The organism is Croceitalea rosinachiae (assembly GCF_031846445.1).
Taxonomy (GTDB): domain Bacteria; phylum Bacteroidota; class Bacteroidia; order Flavobacteriales; family Flavobacteriaceae; genus Croceitalea; species Croceitalea rosinachiae.
Genome location: NZ_JAVRHR010000019.1, coordinates 1 through 376, shown reverse-complemented (window position 1 = coordinate 376; position 376 = coordinate 1). Strand labels below are relative to the sequence as shown.

Below are 376 nucleotides of genomic sequence, written 5' to 3'. Positions count from 1 at the left end.
AGTATCTATACTTGATAGAGGAACATCAAAGTCAGTGCCTGCTTCTGTGATTCGAAGATTTGAACCATTTATCTCAAAGGCAGTAATAAGCTCATTCGTATCGCTTGCATCTCCAGGAGTAGCACTACCTCCTACTGTTAGCCAAGAGGTCGAATCATAAATATATAACTGTCCGCTGGAAGTGTCTACATAAGTAGTTCCTTCAACTGGTGTCCCTGTAGGGCCACCACTACCCCTTAACGTAAGCTCATTCTCAGGGTCGCTATCGGCGTCATCAACATTATCAATATCATCTGAAAAACCTGCGGGAACCCCTGTTAAACTGCTCCATGCACCATCAAAATCATCCGTGGCGTCCGTGTCCAAGTTCGGGAAC

1 protein-coding gene is annotated in these 376 nt (G+C 45.2%); it reads right to left on the bottom strand.

The features are described 5' to 3' along the window. Positions 1-376, bottom strand: a 376-nt coding sequence (locus tag RM706_RS16465) for a hypothetical protein (RefSeq protein ID WP_311353364.1), incomplete at both ends; no start/stop codon positions are given.